Source organism: Paenibacillus sp. Paensp38 (assembly GCF_059491915.1).
This window is the reverse complement of record NZ_CP168516.1, coordinates 4,344,057-4,364,640: the sequence shown is the minus strand read 5'-3', so window position 1 is coordinate 4,364,640 and position 20,584 is coordinate 4,344,057. Positions and strand designations below refer to the sequence as shown.

The following is a 20,584-nucleotide window of genomic DNA, read 5'->3' as shown; positions in this document are numbered from 1 at the left end:
AATGTTTTATGAAAACATCTGAGTCAAATAAAAATGGAATATTATCGGCAATCGAAAATATTTTGGTCTGTCTTAAATACAAGGAGCTACTACATAGGATAGTAGTAGTTTCCTTTTGATTAAACTCCCTTGATATGATTTAGTTTCCTCACTTCACTTTCCAAGGAATAACTAAAAAGGTGTCCAGCGACCCTAGGATCGTCGGGACACCTTTGCTGTTCTTACAGTTCGATTTTTGTTTCACCCTGTTGCTCTATGAAATGCTTAACTTCTTCCAACGATGGCAAGGCTGCAATCGCTCCAACTTTAGTGCACACGATAGCGCCGACTTGATTGGCAAGTGTTATAAATTCCTGCTGTTGCTCCCAATCGGAGGTAAATGCCTTGGGCTGACTCAGCTGGCTGATTTGATACAGCATAGCTCCGACGAAGGCATCACCGGCACCGGTAGAATCGATCGATTTAACAGTAATACTGCTGATTAGCGAACGGGAGGTACCGCTTGAGATGAGAGTACCTTCTTTCCCCAAGGTAACTGCCACCGTTTTGGCTCCCAACCCATGCAAAAGATCCAATGAAGCATTGCGGTCAGTCAGCCCCGTAATGATATTTAATTCCTCTTCGCTTACCTTTACGAAATCCGCATTGTGTATTCCTCTTCTGGACAATGTTATAAACTCCTCCAGCCTATCTTTCCAGAGGTCCCCCCGGTAATTGGGATCAAAGGAGGTAAATTGCCCATTGGCTTTCGCTTCGTCCAATAAAGACAAATACGCTTCCCGGAAAGGATCGGCGAGCAAGGCCGTTGCCGAGCCAAAATGCAGAATGGCAGCCTGTCGAGTCCATTCTCTATCAATGTCCTGCAGAGACAGCTGACGGTCAGCTCCGCGGTTGAACACGAAATCCCGTTCGCCGTTAGCGGCAAGGGAAACAAAGGCTAGTGTAGTCGGCGTGGCCGGATCAAAAAGGAGCATGGACGTATCCACATGTTGCTCATCCAACGTTTGCTTCAGATACATGCCAAAGGGATCATCCCCGACTTTCCCCAAGAATGACGCTTTTCCTCCGAGTTTGGCTACGGCTGCGCTTACATTTGCCGGAGCACCGCCAGCCTGCTTGGAGAAATGCTGACCCTTGGCAAGATTAACATCAATATCCGTGCAGAAAAAATCAATGAGCAACTCGCCCACACAAAGAACCGTTCTGTCATTTTTCACTTTGATTCACCTCTTGGTAGATTTAGTTTAGAACAGGGGTCGAGTCCCGGTATACGATATCCGTTGCAACATGAGTCACTCGGTATGGCATGGTATTGTCTTTGATTCTGGACAATAACATTTCGGCTGAAATAATACCCATCTGACTACTGTAAATATGCACGGTTGTAAGATGAGGCTCGACAACCCGGGATTCCGAAGCATCATCGAACCCGCAGACAGCAACATCTTCTGGGACTTTAATCCCTTTGTTTTTTAAAGATTTGATCACGTTGATGGCAATGAAATCATTGGCGCAAATAAAGACGGAGGGACACTCCCTCAGAGCATCCAACTGCTGTTCCATCCAGTTCTCCTCTATAAAGAAGTTGCGGTCAGGCGCTACAATGCTATGGGCAGGATCTACGGCGATTCCTGCTTCTGCTAAGGCCCTATTAAATCCGGTCCAGCGTTCATTGAAGCTTTTGCAGTGATTGTAATCGCCTACAAAACCGAAGCTTTCATAGCCATGATCGATTAATTTCCGGGTAACACAGTATGTGCTGTGTTCATTTTCCATTAATACCAGATCCGCCTTCAATTCTGGATACATCATATCCGCAGCGCAATCAATAAAAATGGTTGGGATGCAAAGATCTGTGATCAGCTTGCTGTATTCCTTGCTGAACATTTCGATGCAGAAAATGCCAGCCACATTCGAAGGTTCAAAATTGCCGGGTAGGGTCATCGAATTGATATCATTCTCACGGACAAAATAAATGGATAAAGTATAGCCCTGTTTGCTGATTTCCTTCTCCAGTCCGCTGATCAACAAAGATCCAAAGTGTGAGCTATTAGGAAGATTACAGGTCAAAAGTGCGATATTGCCTTGTTTTTCAGAAGCTGTTTCCATATAAGAAAATTGTTTGTATTTAAGCTCCATTGCTTTTTTGACCACCTTGTCCCTAGTAACGGTGGGAATACTCTCCACTCCATTAAGCGCCTTGGATGCAGTGTTTCTGGAAATTCCCAAGGCATCAGCGATATCTTGTATCGTAACCTTTGACTTTCTCGTCATATTGTTCACCTTATTCTCCGAATTAAGATTCTTCATATTTCTAAATATATAGTATTTTCATGTTTTTAACAATGTATTTATTCAAATGAACAATAAATGTTTACGTTTGTTTATTTATATTGTGTATTTTTGATGTATTTTTGCTAAAAACATTATAATTATCTTGAAATACGCTTTTTGAATGAATTTTTCACCCGAATTATATTGACTAATTAAATGTACATCTGATAAATTGTAAGAGTGAAATATGTTCAAATGTAAATTGTAAGCCCATTCATTTTGGGAATGTGTAAAATTCTCGTTCTGTTGGAGGTGTGGATATTACAAGCAAGTATTTGAAAAACATCTTGGTTAATTATGTCAGAGAGATGACATAACATGGCTTATATTTTGTGTCGTATAACAAGCCGTGAACAGTAGGAGGGAAAATATTGGCAAATTCGATCGTTCAAAAAAGGGGATTAAAGGCTTCAGAAACAAAAAAAAGAAACCATTGGTTAAGCTATATGCTTCGAAATTATATATTGTATTTGTTTCTGCTTCCGTCCATAATTCTTACCGTCATTTTCAAGTATGTTCCCATGTACGGCTCGATCATTGCGTTTAAAAATTTCAGCCCAAGAAAAGGCATCCTCGGCAGCGAATGGGTTGGATTTGAACATTTTCAGCGGTTTCTTTCATCACCAAATTTTTATGACATATTAATGAATACGCTTAAATTAAGCGCTTACGGTCTTATTCTCGGCTTCCCAGTACCCATCATTCTGGCCTTAATGCTAAATCTGGTCAGAGGAGCGAAGTTCAAGAAGAATATTCAGCTTATTGTATACGCACCTAACTTCATCTCGGTTGTTGTTGTTGCCGGTATGCTGTTTGTTTTTCTATCGCCAGCTGGAATAGTGAACGCTTTGGTAACAACCTTCACCGGCAAGCCGATTGCTTTTATGACTGATCCTGCCTATTTCCGAACGGTATATATTTTGTCTGGTATATGGCAAACAGCGGGCTGGTCCTCTATCATTTATGTGGCCACCTTAGCCAATGTGGACCCGCAGTTGCATGACGCTGCAACAATTGATGGTGCTTCATTGATGAAGAGAATCTTCCACATTGATCTGCCAGCTCTTAAACCCGTCATGGCCGTCCTGTTCATTCTCGCTGCAGGAGGTATTATGTCGATCGGCTATGAAAAGGCTTACCTAATGCAGACGGCTCTGAACACACCTACCTCGGAAATCATCGCGACTTACGTATACAAGGTGGGGTTGCAATCCGGCGATTATGCTTATTCTACGGCAATCGGGTTGTTCAATTCCGTAATTAATGTATTCCTGTTGATTTTCGTAAATACCGTCGTCAAGAAGCTGAACGAAGGAGAAGGGCTGTATTAAAGAAGGAGGTATTTATGGATATTCATTACACCGGGAAGGACCGGATTCTGCTCATCATCAATTATATTCTACTTGGTTTGTTTGTTCTCGCTATTCTGTTACCGCTGGTTTATGTGGTGCTTTCGTCCTTTTTAACTCCAAATACCCTGATTACCAAAGGGTTTGCCATTACATCATCAGACTGGACACTCACGGGATATGCCAAAATCCTAAGCAACAGTGCCATGATCCGCGGTTTTTTTAATGCTATTTTTTATTCAGCAGCCTTTGCGTTCGCAACCGTATTATTTTCCGTCTTCGCGGCTTATCCGCTTGCGATTGAAGAGTTGGTAGGGAAACGGTCCATTATGATCTTTTTCCTGATAACGATGTTTTTCGGTGGCGGTCTGATTCCTACCTATCTAGTGATTAAGGATTTAGGCATGTTGAATACGGTGTGGGCCATTATTCTGCCCGGCTCGATCAGCGTATTCAATATTATTCTGGCAAAGACCTATTTCCAGGGGCTTCCCAAAGAGCTGTTCCAGGCGGCGAGTATAGACGGAGCTTCTGAGCTCAGTATTTTCTTTAAAATCGTCCTGCCGCTTTCCAAGCCTATTATTTTTGTTCTAGCTTTATACGCTTTTGTCGGACAGTGGAATTCTTATTTCGACGCCATGATTTATCTGGATGATCCGAAGCTGTTTCCGCTTCAACTGGTACTGCGCTCCATTTTGATACAGAATCAGGTTCAGCCCGGCATGATTGCCGATGCGATGGCACAAGCGGAGCTTAAGAAATTGTCTGAAATGATTAAATACTCTGCCATTGTCATATCAAGTCTGCCTTTGATTGTCATGTATCCATTCTTCCAGAAGTATTTTGAAAAGGGTGTCATGGTAGGTTCGATCAAATAACAAATCGGGGGAATAGAGATGAAAAAAACATTACTAACCTTGTCTGTGTTGGCACTTTCTACTTCACTGCTTGCCGGATGCGGCGGTTCGGGCAATAATTCTGCGGCATCCGAAGATTACAAGCTGGAAAATGTTACTCTGCCGCTTAAAGAGAAAGTTACTTTGCATTTTATGACTCAAAGCTCGCCGCTGGCACCTTCCGATCCAAATGAAAAGTTGATTTATAAAAGACTGGAAGAAAAAACAGGGGTGCATATCGATTTTACCAACTTCACCTCCGATTCCTTCATTGAAAAAAGAAACCTTGCTGTTGCCAGTGGAGATCTTCCAGATGCCATACTGGATGCCGGATATTCCGATTACGATTTGTTGAACCTCGGAAAGGATGGAACTATTATCCCTTTAGAGGATTTGATTCAAAAATATATGCCCAATCTGCAGAAGGTATTAAAGGAAGCGCCTGAGTACAGATCCATGATAACCGCACAGGACGGGCACATTTATGCCTTTCCTTGGATTGAAGAACTGGGTTCTGAGAAGGAGAGCATTCATTCTGTAAACGACATGCCATGGATCAATGTGGAGTGGCTGAAAAAGCTGGGACTTAAAATGCCAAAAACCACCGAGGATTTAAAAAAAGTTCTGCTCGCATTTAAAAATGGCGACCCTAACGGAAATGGCCAAGCGGATGAAATCCCGCTGTCCTTTATGCTCAATAACGGCAATGAGGACCTGAATTTTCTGTTCGGATCATTCGGTCTTGGGGACAACGGCGATCATACGGTAGTGACCAATGAGGGGAAAGTGGTCTTCACTGCCGATCAGGACGGTTACAAAGAGGGGATTAAATATCTTAATGAGCTGTATAAACTGAACCTGATCGACGAGGAATCATTCGAGCAGGATTATAACACGTATCTAGCCAAAGGTCAGAGTGAAAGATATGGCCTCTACTTCCAATGGGATAAGGCGAATATTTCAGGAGACAACGATAAATATGAACTGATGAATCCGCTCGCCGGACCAAGCGGTGAAGTCAATGTGACCCGCACGAACAATCTCGGCTTTGACCGGGGGAGAATGGTGATTACCAGTGACAACCAAAATCTCGAGCTTACGGCAAAATGGATTGACCAGCTGTATGATCCTATCCAGTCCGTGCAAGACAACTGGGGTACCTACGGCGACAAAACTCAACAGAACATTTTTGAATACGATGAAGCGAGTCATATGCTGAAGCATCTTCCGCTTAAGGGAACGGCCCCTGTCGAGCTACGGCAAAAAACGAACATCGGTGGTCCATTAGCAATTCTTGACGAGTATTACGGAACGGTTACGACTAAGCCCGATGATGCAGTGGGACGGCTTAAGCTCATGAAGGAAAGACTCGTTCCTTATATGAAGGCTGACCATAATTTCCCGAAAGTCTTCTTCTCTCTGGAGGATCAGAAGCAGATCTCCACATTGGAAACCGATTTGTTTGCTTACGTTAACCGCAAGCGGGCGGAATGGATCAAGACGGGTAAAGTGGAAGAAGAATGGACCGAATATAAAGCCGAGCTGTCCAGACTGGGGCTAGATAAATGGCTGGAAATCAAACAGAAAGGCTATGACAGATATCTCAAAGATCAAAGCTGAAACATTTAAATGGTAGTATTTCAAATTCATTTGCAAACGAGCAACTCAAATTATTATGTTAAATACCTTATCAACAATCAAGAGGAGAGCGGATACTATGAAAGAATTAAACCTAACGGACGACTATAGCGGCAGAAAGAGAAAAAGTAACTATAGTGAGACGTACAGGCCTCAATTTCATTATTCACCGGAGAAAAATTGGATGAACGATCCCAACGGCATGGTTTACTTTGAAGGAGAATACCACCTGTTCTACCAGCATACGCCCCATGATACGCAGCCTGATTTTGGCAACATGCATTGGGGGCATGCGGTAAGCAAGGATCTAGTGCATTGGACTGAGCTTCCACCAGCGATTCCACCTGGGGAGGACGGAGCGATCTTCTCGGGGAGTGCGGTGGTGGATAAGAACAATACCAGCGGATTTTTCAAAGAGGAAGGATCAGGATTGGTGGCCATTTATACAAATGAGGGCAACAAGGCTCAGCCTGGAAAACCGCAGGTGCAAAGCATTGCTTACAGCAAGGATAAAGGTCGAACCTGGACAAAATATGAAGGTAACCCGGTTTTATTTCCAACGGACACGCTAGACTTTCGTGATCCGAAGGTGATTTGGCATGATGAATCATCAATGTGGATCATGGTTCTTGCCGTAAGGGACCGTGTAGAATTTTACACATCTCCAAACCTGAAAGAATGGTCTTTTGCAAGCGAATTCGGTTCCGACATTCCACATATACACCGAGGGATATTTGAATGTCCTGATATATTTCGAATCCAAGTGGATGAGGATCCTAATACCACGAAGTGGATTCTGATGCTAAGCGTCGGGGATAGAAATGGTGTGAATCCAGACGATCCGGAACCACCGGCAGGCGGTTCTGGCATGATGTATTTTGTAGGCAACTTTGACGGTAAGTCGTTCACGCCAGATGAAGCGCTGGAATCCATCGATACTATCAAATGGGTAGACTATGGATCAGACTTTTACGCGGCCGTGTCCTGGAATGGCATTTCGAACGAAGACGGACGAAAGATTTGGATCGGCTGGATGAATAATTGGCGTTATGCTACCACGCTTCCTTCAAAGGAATGGCGTGGCAAGACATCAATTCCCCGGGAGCTACAGCTAAGGACTTATCCCGAGGGACTTCGCCTAATCCAAACACCCATAAATGAATTAAGTCAGCTAAGAAAACCGATTTTGTCTCTACAAGACTTGACGATTAAGCCAGATATGAACGTGTTGTCTGATATTTCCGCAGCCAAGGCAGAAATTATTGCAGAATTTGAAATCGGTACTGCTATGGAATTCGGGTTTAAAGTACGGAAGTCCGCCAATCAGGAGACGATCATCGGATATAATATCTCGAATGAGGAATTGTTCGTCGATCGGACGAAGTCGAGCGCCACTGATTTTCATTCAGATTTCACAGCAATACACAAGGCCACTATGAAGCCAGAGCATGAGAGGATACAGTTGAGCATTTATCTGGATTGGTCAAGTGTCGAAGTCTTCGGCAATCATGGAAAAACAATCATTTCAGACATGATTTTCCCGGACTTCGAAAGTAAGGGACTAGAACTCTACGCCATTGGTGGAGAACTGAGGGTCGTGTCGCTTCAGATCAATGATCTGGTAAGCATTTGGGGAAATGAGAATGTTTAGACAGTAGTTATGATTATCATTCCAATTGAAACGTTCTTACAACAGAACCCGTTAAGCAGCGGCTTGATTCGACGAAATGGTTACAGCCCGATTGCTTATATCCGTATCTAAACTGGTCTCCAAAACTAATTAAAGTATTATCTTATGCCTGGACACGTAACCTCCCGTCGGCTCACAACCGTACCGGGGGTTCGTATCCTTAGAAGTTAGCAGAAATCGAAAGACTAACACGGAGAATTTCATAATATAGTTTTACAGTGGTAAGAGGGCGTAAGAATCTTTCCTTGCATCTTACCTATAATAATATGATGATTGACAATAAGATCATATTCTTTTCCCAAGGGGGTACCTAGTTCTTGTTCTCAGTTCGGGACAAGAACTTGCAGTGGTTATGAAGTCGCCAATTTGGCGGCTTTTTGTTTTACAGATAAATGATATTGTCTCGTGTTAAGACAAGGGCAATTAAGCGTTTGAATTAAAATAATGGGGCTGGGTATGCTAAATTAGCAAATATGGAATTTCTTGATTTTCATGAAAGGGTGAGACCGTCATCATTCTGCAAAAGGTACTAACTTATCTTATTAAACCGGATATATGGTTAGGAACTTTTTTCCCATTTGCTCTTCCGTTTGGAGTATCAAGAGTATTTCAATGGTTGCATACAGGGAACGGGAGAAATTTACACTGGTTCAGCTTTGATCAAAAAAAGTTTCATGAAACAAGAAATACCTCAACTAGTCGTTCCTTTTACAGCAGATCTAAATCAAAATTTGCTGGTGATGAAAGAAATCATCGGGCATAACTCAGAGAGCCTCTGAAAAGAAATATTACTAAAGTTGAAACTGAAAGAAACCATCTGGCTAGACGTGAAGTTGAACTGTTGAAAGAGATAGATACTCTTAGAACGCAAAGAACAGAATACAGAAGAAAACTAAGAGCTAGATCCAAAGAGTTTGGGGCAGTTTTACAGTTCAGTCACAATTCCTAAGTTATTAACCCTTCTCGATGAAAGGCCTAAGCTTAGCAATGTGTTTGCATTCTATCAGTTAGATAAACTCAATAGAAGGTACAATAAACTAAAATTAGCAGCTAGAGAGGTATTAAAACAGGAAAGAATAAAAAGACTACGTGATGAAGCTTATAAGGAGAAAATGGCTGCTGGCTATAAAAAAGTTAACGGATATATCGTAAGTGATGAGAGATGACTGGTACCTCTATGATCCAAACAATATTGTATACCTCATAACAGACTCAAAAATTAAATTAATTGAAGATTTACCAGCTACTGCATCTTTGTATTTAATGATGGAACTGCATATGTTTTTTATATCCATTTTGAAACGGAGAATAAAAAAGAAAATGAGAAGTATATTGTAGCGATCGGTGAAGGATTAACCGAGATTCATAAATATATGTTGAACAAAGAAAGTTGCCAACCGGCATTTTTTGTGCCCTTTTTTGTATCTTTAGGGTTACTCGATGGTAAAATAATGTATACAAGTGGATGTATTTTTATGCATTTAAGCAATGTGGATATTCTCATTAATTATGACACCACACAGTGAGTAACGGTAATAATTGAGACTGATTTGGTTGATAACCGAGACATTTTTGGGTATATGTTTGAGACATTTTTAAACCAGTAGAAACAAAGCCCCTTGTTTCTATTGGTTTTTTGTGTTTCTATTTACTCTATATATCCTATAAATGTTAACATATGGTATTATCGATATCGAATCCAAATTACGATCATAATTGATACTTTTCGTAAAGGTGGTTTGGTTATGGATTGGAGAAGTTGGACGTGGAGTTTGGAAGATGAGTTAATAAAATCCCCAAGTGTTGTACAAATCTCTTCAACTGCAATTTTGGAATACATAAGATGAAAACCTGCTTGTTCTCCATGGATTCTCAGGCTACTAAGCCTGCTGCTACGAAGCCTACAGGAAGTAGACGAAAGAGCGCTGCTGATGATAAGAAGACCGAATAAGGAGAGCGTGCCATGGAAGTCCGATCCGGACAATTCGCGTAGCAGCCATTGGCAGAAAAAAAGGGTTGTCCCATAAGTCATAAAAATGACTAGGGACGTCCTGTTCTCCAATTGTAAAACAATAAGAAACCGTTCCTGGGTAAAATGGAGGTACCACCCGACCATTTGAAAGGATATGGTTTCTTTGTACATTCAATATACCATTATGAGATAAAAAGAGGAGTTACGCAGGACTATCCCTCATCCATGTTATGTGGCTTTGTGGCCAGCCCCTCAATTAATGTCTATTAGCTCTTAAACCTTCAATAAATATGCGGTGTAATCCATCAAGAACTCGTTGGCTTGTAAAGCCTTCATCTTGGAGATGGTAATCGATATTGTGAAGCACGGCCAGCAGGGCTTCAATAGTATATGAAATGTCCACCCCGGATACGTCTCCCTGTTCAACGGCCTCATTTAGCAGATCTCTGCTTATATTGCGCATCCATTGACATAACGGAGATTGTAACGGACGATGCCCGGTTGAGGCCCGGCTGACCTCACAGAGCCAAGGAACTTTCGCCTCTAAAAAAGAGACATATCTTACGATTACATGGTAAAGCCGGTCCAAGGCAGCGGTTTCTGGGGATTGATCAAGAAATGCTTGAACTTCATCAAACAAAGGTTGGTATTCTTCATACGCGATCTCCTGACATATGTCGCCCTTATCCGAGTAGCGGCGGTATAGGCTTGCTTGTCCTACTCCAGCAGTCTTCGCAATCTGATGCATATTGACATTGTCAACACCTTTTTTGATGAAAAGTTCTCTAGCCGCCGCCAAAATTCGTCTTCGGTTTAACTCCTCTCTGGGAATTTTCAGAGAGACAGATTGCGATTCTGAATTCACCATAAACATCTCCCTTCATCATTAATTTAACTGTTATTTAACACGAAAAACGGACAATATGTCCGTTTTTTGTGTATAGGACATGTTGTCCGTCTTCATAATTATAATACATTTCGTGAAAAATTAAAAATACATTCATTTGGGTGACCGATGAGCTTTTTTTATTTCTTGGTATAGTGCTTTTTGTAAATTGGAGGCAAATGCGGTTCAATGCCCGATAGGTCCAGTTCCTTTAAACTTGCGATCGTATGAATAAACTGCTCGTATGCTTTTTTCTTGTCGCTCGTCGTATCTGTTCCGGTTTCGGTTGATGCTTTCCTGCTAACTTCAGAGTTAAGTTGCTTTTGATCCATAGATTACCCTCCATCAAATATAGTCAGGCTTACAAATCCGGATGTCTCTTGTGCCAGTCTGTATTCATTTCATAAGTATTGCCGATACCTAGTACTGTCGCTTCTTCGAAGGGGCGGCCAATCAATTGCATATTAATCGGCAGACCGGAAGGTGAGAAGCCGCAAGGCATGCTCAGGCTAGGCAAGCCAGTCAAATTGGTCGGAACCGTAAATGAGTTCAATCTGAATACACTAGCATCATCATCTGCACGCGGCGCAGTGATCGGTGTTGCCGGCGTCAACAAGATGTCGATTCCGGACAATGCATTCAAAAAATCATTGACAATTAGTTGCCGGGCCCGCTGAGACTGAAGGTAAATGGAAGCCGGAATATCTCTACTGCTTTCAAGAAACATTCGGACGTCCGGTCCATACTGTTCCAATTCTGTCTCAAGCCACTTCTCGTGGTACGAGTACATTTCCGTCATCATAATGGCCATCGTCGCACTTCTAACATGTTTGATCAGGGGCAGGCTAACTTCGATGATTTCTGCTCCCAGTTCTCGGAATTTATTGATAGCGGCCTTCATCGCAGCTTCCACTTCCGGCATCAAATCCTCGTAATAGTAGCTTGTCGGCAATCCGATACGCACACCCCTGAGACCATTCGGATACATCTTGATACCTGGCGCAGGCAGATCGACAGTCGATTCATCCTTTGGATCGAAGCCAGACATCACATCCAAGCACAGGGACGCATCCATGACACAGCGGGTCAACGGACCCGAGTGGTCCAATGACCAGGCCATTGGAATGATACCATACCGACTGACCCGACCGTACGTCGGCTTCATCCCTACGACACCGCACAAAGCAGCGGGTATGCGGATCGAACCTCCGGTATCCGAGCCTGTGCCCAGATAAGTAAGTCCAGCTGCTAAAGCAGAAGCCGAGCCGCCGCTTGAACCTCCCGTTACAAGTTCAGTGTTCCACGGATTGAGGCAAGGACCGAAGTGCGGGCTAGTTGTTGTCAATCCCGCAGCGAACTCGTGAGTCTGTACTTTGCCTAGCAGAACTGTTCCAGCCTCATGTAGCTTAGCTGCAACCGTCGAATCGTAATCGGGGACGAAGCTGTTCAATATTTTTGAACCGGCAGTTGTTCGGATCCCTTTAGTGTAATATAGATCCTTATGAACGATGGGAATCCCGTGAAGGGGCCCTTTGTACCGACCATGCATAATATCGCGTTCCGATTGCTTCGCTTGTTCAATCGCCAGTTCGGACGTTTGGGTAACGAAAACGTTCAGTTTCGGATTCAAACGTTCGATGCGGTGAAGCGCATGTTCTGTAATCTCTACCGGGGATATTTCCCTTGTTCGGATCCCCTCGGCCAGCTCATGAATAGCAGCAAAGGACAGTTGGAAATTTAATTTACTCATCTATTCATCCTCCGTATCTTTCGGACATGTCGTAAGTCTACCAAACTAATTACCATAGCTTCCGCTAGGATTTGCTTTTCTTGCGAATAAGTATGTCAGGATTGCCAACAGGGAAATGGTAAAATAAACAACAGAAAAAGGCATCTTTAGATCAATCAGTCGGCCGACCAGCGCAGGGCCGAATGCTCCGCCTAGGAGATAGGCCAGTGTGAAAATACCCATCCCCACACCCAACTCAGCCGAACGGAGTGTCGTCGAAACTAAATTGCTGCTAGAGGTGAGGACACCGTTGAATCCAATCATAAGGATAATGATCAATAAAGCGTCGATCCATGGCGGCAAATGTACGGATACCCCCAGTAGTATAAATCCGCTGATGACGAGACTTTGCGATATGACAAGCACACGGGAGCTTCCGAAACGATCTGTCCAACCTCCGATCCGGGATCCGAGCAAGGCTGCACAGGCGGCACCGGGAAGCATCAGCAGACCGATTTTACTAGTTGGTAAATGAAAGGAATTCTTCATCATGACAGGAAGAGTAAAGGTTAACCCCGTGTTGCATACGAAGGTAAGGAATCCAATCCCTAGAATTCGTCGGTAAGGAGCATTTTTCATGAAAGATGCATCGATAAATGGATGTTCTTTTTTCTGAATATGAGTACCGAACCATAGAAGAACTGCTGCTCCTGCAATGAGCATAAACCAATAGTTCGTAACCCCTAGCAATACCAACGCCAGTCCCGCGGAGAACAAAACAGCTCCGAGAAAATCGAATGAACCGCGGTCGTGTTTCTTGTCAGGAACATACTTGAATATCAAAGGGATAACAAATAGGCTCAGACTGGACACGATGAACAAAGCACGCCAGCCAAAGTATTGCTCTACGAAACCGCCGAACACAGGCCCGAAGCCGGAAGCAAAGGCAATTGTGGCGGATAAGGTTCCCAGCACCCGTCCCTTGACTGTAGGCTTAAAATACAGGGTTACTGCCGCATAAGACAGGGGAGAGATGGATGAGGCCCCTGCTGCCTGCAGTAGTCTTCCAATGATGACTTGCAAGTATGAAGCTGCAAAAAAGCCGATCATAGAGCCGAAAGCTAAAAGGATTAAACCAATGACATACAGCTGGCGAAAGGAAAAGGACTCCGTTAACTTGCCGTAAGTACCGGCGCCGATAGCCATCAAAATGCTGTAACCGACCATAACCCAGCTCACCTGCGAGGAGGTCAGGGCAAAGTCAGCGGAAATCGAAGGTATAGACAAATTAAACATGGTCATATTGATGTTTCCGAAAATAATGAGCAAGCAAAGTGTCCCCATTAATTTCCGCTCATTGCCGGATAAAGCCATTGATTGAGTATCCATAGCCTGTCTATCCATTACAGGAAGTCAGGAAAGGTGCGGCATTTTTGCGCCTGATCTCTATCGTGTCCCAAGAAAACATAGGACGGCCGAACATCCTGAATTAACTCCTGCATGCGAGTAATCGATTTGGCAGCCATCTCTTGATCGAATGTCAAGAACGGTACGCTATTCTCGAAGTTCTCCCGAGTATAAGCAACATCAATTGTCAGTAGCACTGGACCCGACTTTTCCGTTGTGACAAGGACTGATTGATGGCCAGGGGAATGACCCGGAGTGAATAAAATTTGAACCCCCGGAATCAATTCATGGTCACCCTCAATGATTTGATATTGTAAATCGGGCAGCCTGCACTCTAATGGAGAGTAATCCTCATTGTTTATGGCCGCATCATACTCTGCCCTTTGAATAAGGATCGGCGTATTGCGGAAATGCCCGTTTCCCCCAGAATGATCCAAGTGTAAATGAGAGCTAATGACCATTTGAATATCGTCAGGTCGATAACCGACACGCTTTAACACATTTACGATCGAGTCGCCGTCAGACATGTTGGGGACGACGCGCCCTTCACGTCTAGTCCCCTTGTAGTAATCGGGATTGTTGATAAAAGCGTCGGGCATTCCCGTATCGATGAGTATCGGCCCGCTGGTCGTTTCCAATAGAAAAGACCACACAGGCATTCCGACTAATTTCCCGGGGGCAAGGGTTCGATTAACTGCCGATTGATCTAGGAAACATTCACCTACAGATAAAAAATACAATTTTTTGATATGCATCCCAGTTTCACCCTTCGTATTATAAATTCGGACAGTTTGTCCGTTTTGTTTTGATTATATCGGACAAATTGTCCGATGTCAATTTGTCATCGGCGGTTGGGCATCGGCAAAAGCCTTACACCTGCAACAATACGCCAAGCTAAAGAATGTCGCCTAGGTGGAGTGCAAAGAAACAACGGGGCTGCGTTTGTACCAAATGCTAACGAGAGCACGACAGGAGATTACTGTTGTAATCTATAAAAACAAGGATATGCTGAATGCCTGTTTGAAGATAATGGGCTTAAAATGATTGATTGTAGTCAGGAGATAACAATGTTTCGGTTCAGCCATCAATCCGGCGGTAGAGGAGAACATCCGGTTTGAAGTGTTGAGAAATGAATCGGGATTTGAAATTAAGGTTTTTGATCGATTGGTAAAGTTAGATAAAGAACCTTTTTCGACTGTAGATCAAGGGGACTGACCCCATAACGTGAGACAAATCAAAACACCTTCAAGAGAATCAAGCCATGTCGTAAGATATGGAGATAACCTTGGAGGTGTTTTTACGTTGGCAACGAGAGTGAGTTACCCCCTAGAAAAATGCAAGCGATTGAATTGAGATTGGCAAGAGTTCCGGTAAGAGAGGTTATGGAGCAACTGGGAATACGAATAAGACACAGCCAAATCACCAGCTTCACTGATAGCGACATCTGGATTGAGATATTCACTCCGAATAATATTAGGATTTTTAATAGTGTGACATTTTGACACTACCGTATGTGACAGAAAAATACTTAGAATCATAGAGGCAGTTTAACACATTAACAATAAACGAGGAGGAGAGATTTTCATTGTGTATGATAAAAAATAAAGAGGCGTGAAAGGGGAAACAGGTATGACCTATTTATGAAAAACAATCCAGTAACAAGAGTGTTTTAAGGAAAATAAGTAATTTCTAGGGTTAACATACATGTGGAAAAAAAGGAATTTACCGTTTGTTAGGACACAATAGCGTTTGTGAAAATAATAATGAGTAAAGATAATTGCAAATCCACTCTTGCCCTAAAACAGCAAATAACTGCCGATACAATATGAATAGAGGAGAAGAATATCTTTATGAAAAAGCATTGTCAAATTGCATCTACAGGTTTAGTCCTTTTAATGGCTGGAAGTTCTCTGTTATACACAACACCAACCTCAATTGTAAGAGCGGAGTCCATTCAAAATGTATCTAGTCCGTTACAAACAAGCACTCAAAGTGAACGTAATTCCGTCAAAGAGGCAATGCGGGATACATTGCAACTTGGATATCCTGGGATACTTGCTAAAACTTCTGAGGGTGGAAAAACATGGAGTTATGCCGCTGGGTTAGCGGACCTGAGCACCAAGAAACCAATGAAAACAGATTTTCGCTTTCGCATTGGTAGTGTAACGAAGACATTCATTGCAACAGTTCTACTTCAATTATCTGAAGAGAACCGCTTGAATCTAGACGACTCCATTGAAAAATGGTTGCCTGGTGTCATTCAAGGAAACGGATATGATGGTAACCAAATTACTATCCGGCAGATATTGAATCATACAAGTGGTATCGCTGACTATGTAAATTCAAAAGACTTTGATTATACGGATACAAAAAAATCGTATACGGCTGAAGAATTCGTAAAGATGGGGATTTCTCTTCCCCCAGACTTTGCCCCAGGAAAGGGTTGGTCTTATTCAAACACAGGATACGTAATACTGGGGATCCTTATTGAAAAAGTAACTGGAAACAGCTATGCGGAAGAGGTTGAAAATCGGATTATTGAACCGCTTGATTTGTCAAATACATTCCTACCTGGCAATTCAAGCGTGATTCCAGGCACCAAGCATGCCCGTGGCTATTTCCAACTAGACGGAGCAAGTGAGCTAAAAGACGTTACTTATATTAACCCAGGTAGCTCGGATGGAGATATGATTTCTACTGCTGACGATTTAAACAAATTCTTCTCTTACTTACTCAGTGGTAAATTACTGAAGGAACAGCAACTAAAACAAATGCTTACTACAGTTCCTACAGATAGAGAAGGAACCGGATATGGTCTTGGGATCTTTGAAACTAAGCTTCCAAACGGTGTCTCGATATGGGGACACAAAGGTAGAGTTCTAGGGTTTACCACTTTTGCTGGTGGCACACTTGGAGGCAAGCATACATTGGTCGTCAATTTGAACAGCTTTAAAGCTGATAGTCCTGATCCATTTAAAAATATTTTACTTGCTGAATTTAGCAAGTAGGAAAAAAGGAAAAAAATGGTTTAAAATGGGCTCCTTAGAGCATGTCAAAAAACTAACAAGTAAGTATTTTAGGAGGGTATTATGAAAAAGAAAATGATTATTGCACTTGGTGTTTTTGCTATAATACTGACTAATTTTGTAGGAAGTACTTATGCAGACTCGAAAACAGGAGTTTCTGTTACAGCTCCCTACAATACAAATCAAATAACGGAATGGTTAGAAATGCATGCAAAGCCTTTAAAAACAACTAATCCAACTGCATCTTTTAATGATTTAAAACCACTTAAGAATATGGTAGGTTCAGCTTCAATTGTAGGTTTAGGTGAAGCTACGCATGGGGCTCATGAAGTTTTTACAATGAAACAACGCATTGTTAATTATTTAGTATCTGAAAAGGGATTCATCAACTTAGTTTTAGAAGAGGGATGGGACAGAGCTCTGGAGCTTGATCGATATGTTCTTACTGGTAAGGGAAACCCAAGCCAACATCTATCACCTGTATTTAACACAAAAGAAATGTTAGATCTACTTAGTTGGATTCGACAATATAATGCTAATCCAGAACATAAATCTAAAGTGCGTATCATTGGGATGGACATTCAATCAGTAAACGAGAATGTTTATAATAATATAATAGAATATATAAAAAGAAACAATTCAGATCTTGTGCCTAGAGTAGAAGAGAAGATAAAAGGTCTCATTCCTGTAACAAAGGATATGACTACTTTTGAGGGCCTTACGAAAGAAGAAAAAGAAAAGTATATTTCAGATGCTAAACAAATCAGTGCTTTATTAGAACAAAATAAAAGTTATCTGAACGGAAAATCCAAAGAGTTCGCATGGATAAAACAAAATGCTCGTATTATTGAACAGTTTACTACAATGTTAGGAGGAACATCCCCTGATAAACCATCGGATTTTTATTTGAAACATGATATTGCAATGTATGAAAATGCGAAGTGGACTGAAGAACATTTAGGGAAAACCATAGTTTGGGGACATAATGGACACGTTTCGAAAACAAATATGATTCCATTTATATACCCTAAAGTAGCTGGGCAGCATTTAGCAGAATATTATGGAAAACGGTATGTATCTATTGGAACATCAGTTTATAAAGGACAATATAATGTTTATAATAATGATGGTGAATTTGGCCCATATGGAATATTAAAATCAGATGATCCAAACAGTTATAATTACATTTTTGGACAGGTCAAAAAAGATCAATTTTTTATTGATTTACGTAAGGCGAACGGAGTGACAAAAACTTGGTTAAACGAACAACATCAAATTTTTGCTGGAATAACTAAAGAAGGCCCTGCTATACCAAAAACTGTTGATATATCATTAGGTAAAACGTTTGATATACTTGTTCAAATTCAAAAAGTGAGTCCATCTCAACTACATCAATAAATTTGTAATAATGTGGCTTAACGAAGTGTTGTATTGATGATAGTGTTAAGTGTCAATAGAGGTGTTTAAAAATGTCAGCTAGGTTATTCCATTAAAAGATCATTAGATGGAATAAATGTTTTCGAATTAGAGACGATGTTGGGTAGAAGCACATTATTATCAAGTTAACAAAATAAATCCGAATTGAAACAGCCTCTATCCTGCAGGTTCAATCTGACTGAGCACAACTTGCACGAGTCTGTTCATTTGTATCGGGTCTGCCCAAGGGCAGACTCTTTTTTGTACAAGAAAAAGTCCATCTTATAATCGTCAGCTTGGTTTTTTGTGAAAATAAGAGAAACAACTAGCAGCAATACAAAAAGCTCGAACCGTTCAGTTAGCCAAAGAAAATCAGAATATATCATTTTAGATGTGAAAACCACCGGTTTAGATGGCGACTCTGAGATCGTAGAGATTGCAATTATTGATCTTGACGAAAATCCTCTTTTTGAAACGTTAATCAAGCCGGTATCCCTCATTCCAGAAGAAGCGACCGCCATCCACGGAATCACAAACGAAATGGTTGAAAATGCTCCAAGCTCATCGCTAAAAGAAGAGTTGTAAAAGAGGATGCTAAAAATACGGGTTGAAGGAATACCTGAAGAGATTGATCAGTTTTTGGAGCACTTCGAGGACTACTACAGAGTGCTGAAGCGTTCAAAGGCCTATCAGAACAGAAACAGTGAATATGTTCGTGTTTATGTTGATGTAAGCAGTCCAAACGATCAGCCTCTAAAAGCTTAGAGGAAACAAATTGCGGTTTGTATCAATTTCGCTGGTATTACCCCATTTTAACGTACATATTTTTATATATTGATAAAAGAATCAAAATTACAAATATTGGATTTTGGTATACAACTTTATTGTCCGAAGAAAATAAAGTTTTAGACTGATCCGACAAATGCAACAGCGGCAGATAAGGACGCGAAAATAAATTCCTAGACTGGCCGCTGTTGTGGTCAACATTCAACTATCGTGTCCTGTTAGCCTAATAACTCTGCAGTTTGTAAGAAAGCGTCCAGCCGCTCCTTTTGAAGAAGATGATGACGGTAATGCATCTCCACCATCGTGAACCATTCGACCGCGTTTAACGCGCCGAAGGCTACGGCCGGATGAGTCGCCTTTCGCTGCAGCCGCTCTGGGTCTATGTTCTGTAGCGACGCCCCAATCTCATGCATGCGGCGCCTTGCTTCCTCCAGCTTGGCGACAAGCTGCTCCTTGCTTTCTGGCTGTGGGGGCGTATATTGCAAGTCGGCCGGTACCTGAATGCGAACCGGTGGGAAGCTCCCTTGCTCAAACACGGCATGACCGGCCTACGTCTTCCCGTCGCCCTCCTCGTTGCCGCCACCCAGCGCCATGCACTGCTCCGCAAGACGGAGCTGCAAGTTCAGCGTGGAATGGGGCAGATGCAGGTACATTTGCCCAAGCGACCATTCGTTTTCGCTTGGCTTGCGACACAGTTCCGCCAGACTATACTTGTCCAGCTCCCGAACATAATGCTTCGAAATCTCGTCGAACCTTACCAAAGTATCCTTAATCCCTATGTTCTTGTTCATCAAGATCATCTCCTCGAATACTGAATTACTCTCATCATATGAGAGGGTTCAAGAAAAAAGCATATTCGTAGTTTATATCTTTAATACTTTATTTTCCAGTCTAAGACTATATTTTCTAATTACACGGGCGCAGTCGCTAGCGCGCCGATCGCAAAGCTGGACTTCATTCCGGAAGAGCTGGAGAGCGCAACTGCAGCCGCGCATGCGGGCCACGCGTCGCCAGTCTATAACTTATCTCAGTCTAGTTCTTTAATGTTTAGTCTAAAAAATTATTATTCGCTAACAATTGACAATGAAGAAGTAGTACAACTTCGAGTCAATGAGTTTCCATTAATTATGAAAATGATCGTTGAATTATCATCTGACATGCATCTGGGGAAATGAGACTGCTTAGGCTTTAGTTTTCCATTATCATTAAAATTGAAATGATCTTATGATAGAGCCTATTAAGCAGTGGCACGATTCGACGAAATGGTTACAGCCGCAGGCAATACGGTGTAAGCTTCTTCAGGAGGATTTTTGCTCATTTCTATGATGTAATGATCAACAAATTCGCTATCATATCCTTGTTTTTTAGCGTCTTCTTTGACCAGTTCTTCTGTCGCCAAGGAGATTCTTAGAGGGAGACAAATCTGAAGAATAATCCATAAGAATGCTCAAGCAT

General features: G+C 42.1%; 16 protein-coding genes and 1 pseudogene. 8 read left to right on the top strand and 9 right to left on the bottom strand.

Translation table 11 applies throughout. The features are described 5' to 3' along the window. Positions 1–221: 221 nt before the first annotated feature. Together ACEN8J_RS19295 and ACEN8J_RS19290 are read right to left on the bottom strand one after the other, a co-directional pair. Positions 222–1,217, bottom strand: a complete 996-nt coding sequence (locus ACEN8J_RS19295) for a carbohydrate kinase family protein (protein WP_483595859.1) — start codon at positions 1,215–1,217, stop codon at positions 222–224. A 22-nt stretch (positions 1,218–1,239) separates the two neighbouring features. Beyond that, on the bottom strand, positions 1,240–2,274 hold the full coding sequence (locus ACEN8J_RS19290) for a LacI family DNA-binding transcriptional regulator (protein ID WP_029515925.1): 1,035 nt from the start codon (positions 2,272–2,274) through the stop codon (positions 1,240–1,242). 506 nt (positions 2,275–2,780) lie between these two features. Between ACEN8J_RS19290 and ACEN8J_RS19285 the strand changes: the two genes are divergently transcribed. From ACEN8J_RS19285 to ACEN8J_RS19270, 4 genes are all read left to right on the top strand, one after another. Then, a complete protein-coding gene (locus ACEN8J_RS19285; protein WP_230584986.1) occupies positions 2,781–3,665 on the top strand; it encodes an ABC transporter permease in 885 nt (294 codons plus the stop codon). Positions 3,666–3,679: 14 nt separating this feature from the next. Next, positions 3,680–4,561 carry a carbohydrate ABC transporter permease gene (locus tag ACEN8J_RS19280; RefSeq protein WP_013309484.1) on the top strand — a complete coding sequence of 294 codons (882 nt, stop codon included), beginning with the start codon at positions 3,680–3,682 and terminating at the stop codon, positions 4,559–4,561. An 18-nt stretch (positions 4,562–4,579) separates the two neighbouring features. Continuing rightward, positions 4,580–6,199: an ABC transporter substrate-binding protein gene (locus ACEN8J_RS19275; protein ID WP_495593858.1), complete on the top strand. Its 1,620-nt coding sequence runs from the start codon at positions 4,580–4,582 to the stop codon at positions 6,197–6,199. 97 nt (positions 6,200–6,296) lie between these two features. Continuing rightward, positions 6,297–7,868: a glycoside hydrolase family 32 protein gene (locus ACEN8J_RS19270; protein ID WP_081317544.1), complete on the top strand. Its 1,572-nt coding sequence runs from the start codon at positions 6,297–6,299 to the stop codon at positions 7,866–7,868. Between the two features lie 2,267 nt (positions 7,869–10,135). On the opposite strand, the gene ACEN8J_RS19265 is transcribed toward ACEN8J_RS19270, so the two are convergent. The 5 genes from ACEN8J_RS19265 to aiiA all read right to left on the bottom strand — a co-directional run bounded on the left by ACEN8J_RS19265 (position 10,136) and on the right by aiiA (position 14,656). After that, complete coding sequence (locus ACEN8J_RS19265; RefSeq protein WP_341071612.1) at positions 10,136–10,747, bottom strand: TetR/AcrR family transcriptional regulator; 612 nt, start codon at positions 10,745–10,747, stop codon at positions 10,136–10,138. A gap of 158 nt (positions 10,748–10,905) precedes the next feature. Further along, positions 10,906–11,097 (bottom strand): hypothetical protein, encoded by a 192-nt coding sequence (locus ACEN8J_RS19260; RefSeq protein ID WP_029515917.1) that lies wholly within the window; start codon positions 11,095–11,097, stop codon positions 10,906–10,908. 29 nt (positions 11,098–11,126) lie between these two features. Further along, a complete protein-coding gene (locus ACEN8J_RS19255; protein WP_029515916.1) occupies positions 11,127–12,515 on the bottom strand; it encodes an Asp-tRNA(Asn)/Glu-tRNA(Gln) amidotransferase GatCAB subunit A in 1,389 nt (462 codons plus the stop codon). A gap of 45 nt (positions 12,516–12,560) precedes the next feature. After that, positions 12,561–13,883 carry an MFS transporter gene (locus tag ACEN8J_RS19250; protein ID WP_029515915.1) on the bottom strand — a complete coding sequence of 441 codons (1,323 nt, stop codon included), beginning with the start codon at positions 13,881–13,883 and terminating at the stop codon, positions 12,561–12,563. A gap of 14 nt (positions 13,884–13,897) precedes the next feature. Next, positions 13,898–14,656, bottom strand: a complete 759-nt coding sequence (aiiA, locus tag ACEN8J_RS19245; RefSeq protein WP_029515914.1) for a quorum-quenching N-acyl homoserine lactonase AiiA — start codon at positions 14,654–14,656, stop codon at positions 13,898–13,900. Between the two features lie 1,095 nt (positions 14,657–15,751). Between aiiA and ACEN8J_RS19240 the strand changes: the two genes are divergently transcribed. From ACEN8J_RS19240 to ACEN8J_RS19225, 4 genes are all read left to right on the top strand, one after another. Next, the gene (locus tag ACEN8J_RS19240) at positions 15,752–16,909 is read left to right on the top strand and encodes a serine hydrolase domain-containing protein (protein ID WP_341071616.1); all 1,158 of its coding nucleotides are present in this window, start codon (positions 15,752–15,754) and stop codon (positions 16,907–16,909) included. Between the two features lie 81 nt (positions 16,910–16,990). Then, entirely contained in the window at positions 16,991–18,325 is a 1,335-nt protein-coding gene (locus ACEN8J_RS19235) for an erythromycin esterase family protein (protein ID WP_069010912.1), read from the top strand. A gap of 324 nt (positions 18,326–18,649) precedes the next feature. Beyond that, positions 18,650–18,928 (top strand): 3'-5' exonuclease, encoded by a 279-nt coding sequence (locus ACEN8J_RS19230; RefSeq protein WP_080658578.1) that lies wholly within the window; start codon positions 18,650–18,652, stop codon positions 18,926–18,928. 6 nt (positions 18,929–18,934) lie between these two features. Then, on the top strand, positions 18,935–19,108 hold the full coding sequence (locus ACEN8J_RS19225; protein WP_080658577.1) for a DUF3970 family protein: 174 nt from the start codon (positions 18,935–18,937) through the stop codon (positions 19,106–19,108). 239 nt (positions 19,109–19,347) lie between these two features. Here ACEN8J_RS19225 and ACEN8J_RS19220 read toward each other — a convergent pair. Together ACEN8J_RS19220 and ACEN8J_RS19215 are read right to left on the bottom strand one after the other, a co-directional pair. Continuing rightward, positions 19,348–19,920, bottom strand: a pseudogene (locus tag ACEN8J_RS19220) (DinB family protein). A 446-nt stretch (positions 19,921–20,366) separates the two neighbouring features. Continuing rightward, complete coding sequence (locus ACEN8J_RS19215; protein ID WP_161626974.1) at positions 20,367–20,528, bottom strand: hypothetical protein; 162 nt, start codon at positions 20,526–20,528, stop codon at positions 20,367–20,369. Between the last annotated feature and the right edge of the window lie 56 nt (positions 20,529–20,584).